The organism is Gelidibacter sp., from assembly GCF_035577925.1.
Lineage (GTDB): Bacteria > Bacteroidota > Bacteroidia > Flavobacteriales > Flavobacteriaceae > Gelidibacter.
Window position 1 is genome coordinate 1 of record NZ_DATJCY010000247.1, and the last position, 2,741, is coordinate 2,741.

Annotated in this window: 3 protein-coding genes; 2 read left to right on the plus strand and 1 reads right to left on the minus strand. The window is 33.2% G+C overall.

Annotated features, from left to right (window positions below; all coding sequences use genetic code 11):
- Positions 1 to 119 precede the first annotated feature (119 nt).
- On the minus strand, positions 120 to 1,109 hold the full coding sequence (locus tag VNJ50_RS09930) for a type I phosphomannose isomerase catalytic subunit (protein WP_325581422.1): 990 nt from the start codon (positions 1,107 to 1,109) through the stop codon (positions 120 to 122).
- Between the two features lie 308 nt (positions 1,110 to 1,417).
- Here VNJ50_RS09930 and VNJ50_RS09935 point away from each other — a divergent pair, with 308 nt between their 5' ends.
- Together VNJ50_RS09935 and VNJ50_RS09940 are read left to right on the plus strand one after the other, a co-directional pair.
- Positions 1,418 to 1,978, plus strand: a complete 561-nt coding sequence (locus VNJ50_RS09935) for an AraC family transcriptional regulator (RefSeq protein ID WP_325581424.1) — start codon at positions 1,418 to 1,420, stop codon at positions 1,976 to 1,978.
- A 432-nt stretch (positions 1,979 to 2,410) separates the two neighbouring features.
- Positions 2,411 to 2,741, plus strand: a 331-nt coding sequence (locus VNJ50_RS09940; protein WP_325581426.1) for a cupin domain-containing protein, incomplete at its 3' end; no start/stop codon positions are given.

The following is a 2,741-nucleotide window of genomic DNA, read 5'->3' on the forward strand; positions in this document are numbered from 1 at the left end:
GGCTACACCAGCTACATCAAGTAAAGTCTTTAATAAAGAGGACATTTCGTCGTCAATAGGAGATTTACTCTTGGCCAAGGTGCCATCCAAATCAAATATGATCAATTTTTTCATGTGTTTTATTTCTTATCGGGAACTGATATTTGTAGCAGGGTAACTTTATTTTCAGGCTGAAAGTTGAGCACGCCAATAATGGCAGGCAATAGCACAACTTCTCCTTTGGTAATGGTGTAATTAACATCCTGATAGGTTATTATTCCACTGCCTTCGGTACACACCAAAACAGTAGGTTCATCTTGAATGCCGACCTTAAATTCCGATTGACTTTGAATGCGCCATAGTTTAAAGTGGTTGTTATCAAATAATATTTCGGCATTTTCTATATCTGTACTTTCTACCGGAACTACAGGACCAATTTCAACTTGATTAAAATCAATACAAGCCAAAGCCTGATCTACTTGTAAATCTCTTGGTTTTCCGGTTTTTGAATCGATACGATCCCAATCGTAAAGCCGAAAAGTGACATCGCTATTTTCTTGAACTTCAAAAACTACAGTGCCGCCAAGCGTATGAACCGTTCCGGATTGGATAAAAACAGCATCGCCTTTATTAGGCGCAAAACTATGAAGTTGTTCAGCAACCGATTTATCTTGAATGGATTGTATAAGGCTTTCTTTAGTGGTTCCTTTTTTAAGACCAGCATAAATACGGCTGTTGACGTCGGTTTCCAAAACAATCCACGCTTCGGTTTTTCCAGATTCGCCATGCGGAATATATTCTTTTTGATGATCGGAAGGATGGACTTGAACGGATAGCACTTCATTACAATCCAAAAGTTTTAATAATAATGGAAACTTTTCAAAATGATAACCCAATTTTCCCATAATCTCATACCGATAATCTTTCATCAGGTTGGTGAGGGTCGTGTTTTTTAAAATGCCATCGGTTACTGTATTAGAAAAATCCTTTCGATCACTTAGCAACCAAGCTTCGCCAATGGGTTCATTTTCCGGAAGTGGTTTAGACAATAAATGTTCAAATTTACGACCGCCCCATATTCGATATTGATAAATAGGTTCAAATTTTAAAGGATACATTTGAATACTCATGGAATTGTTTTTTAGATATAATACTGATTTCACACCATCTATAAAATTGCAAAATAAACAGCATTTACTTGCTACATAAAACCTTATAATCATTACATATTTCACAGATTTTTGAGCTTTGGTTGTGTTCATATAGCTATGAAGTCTGTTTTCTAAATTTTTGGGATAGTAATTAAAAAGTAAAAAAATCGCTATCTTGTGTAGTATAATGGTAATTCACAAGTTTAGATTTGAGAAATCAAAACTCAGCTCTTCATATAAAAATCAATTGTTTGGAGTGCAATTGAAAAATGAATATTTAAAAATCTATGGTTTTATACGTTAAATATATGGTGAGTTTGCGCTGCAAAATTGTAGTTAAACAAGAACTTGAAAAATTAGGAATCCATTGTATACGGATAGATTTGGGTACTATTGAAACTGTAGAAAACCTTAGTGATTTGCAACGGCAAAACCTTGAAAGTGGTCTTAAAAAATACGGTCTTTATCTTCTTGATGATAAGCGCAATATATTAATCGAAAAAATAAAAGTGGCTATTATTGAAATGATCCATTATTCTGATGAATTGCCAATAGTAAATTATTCGGATTACTTAAGCGAAAAACTGGGCTATGACTACACCTATTTGGCCAACACCTTTTCTGAAGTAAAAGGATCAACAATTCAACAATTTATCATCAATCATAAAATAGAACGCGCCAAGGAGTTACTACTTTATGAAGATTTAAGCTTGACCGAGATTTCCTATAAATTAAATTATAGTAGTGTGGCGCACTTATCGAGCCAGTTCAAAAAAATCACTGGTCTTACCCCTTCCTATTTCAAAAGTATGAAAAGAAAAAAACTCAAAAATTTAGAAGACATCTGATATTCTTCTAAGATCGCTATCTTTTAAATTGAAGTTGTTTCACAAAACACAACCATTCAAGGAGATATTTTAGACACGAATTACACTAATTTCACGGATTAACTTGATTGCTCGAATTGTCCACGGCAAGATTTTTCTGACAGAGTTTCACAGAGAAAACACTAAGGTCTATAGAAGAAAATGTACAAATTCTCATAATCTATCAATGAAAATCGGTAAAAGCAGTGTCATCTGTGTTCCATAAAATAACCTATTGGATTTTATAAGATGAAACTAATCCCTTTTCTGTCGCTCTAATTTCAACATGGGAAACTTATAACACTTTGCATACATATTATAATAGATTATCCTCTTAAATATTGGAATTTTAGATCGTATTCCTACCCTATAAATTGGACGTGGAATTAAAACAAATCATCTAAAAATTTAGAGATGAATCATCTTGAATTTAAAAAATTAACTGTTTTTACAATTACAGATTTCAACGATTATACATCTAGCGGAGTGGCTTTAAAAAATGTTTTACATAAAACTACCGGAAATGTAAATGCGATTTCAATTGATAAAGGAGAGCAGCTCACAGAAAAGCTCTCCCGTTTTGATCATTTTATACACATCATTGAAGGAAAAGCTGAAATATGGGTTGATGGGCAAATCTATAATTTGAATTCTGGCCAATGCATCATCATTCCTGCAAATTCAAAAAACACGATTAAAGCGAATGAAAAATTCAAAATGATTTCGACCATCATTAAAAGTGGAT

Excerpts from the sequence above, each read along its gene's own strand:
- VNJ50_RS09930 (WP_325581422.1), bottom strand. The coding sequence starts at position 1,109 with ATGAGTATTCAAATGTATCCTTTAAAATTTGAACCTATTTATCAATAT.
- VNJ50_RS09935 (WP_325581424.1), top strand. The coding sequence starts at position 1,418 with ATGGTTTTATACGTTAAATATATGGTGAGTTTGCGCTGCAAAATTGTA.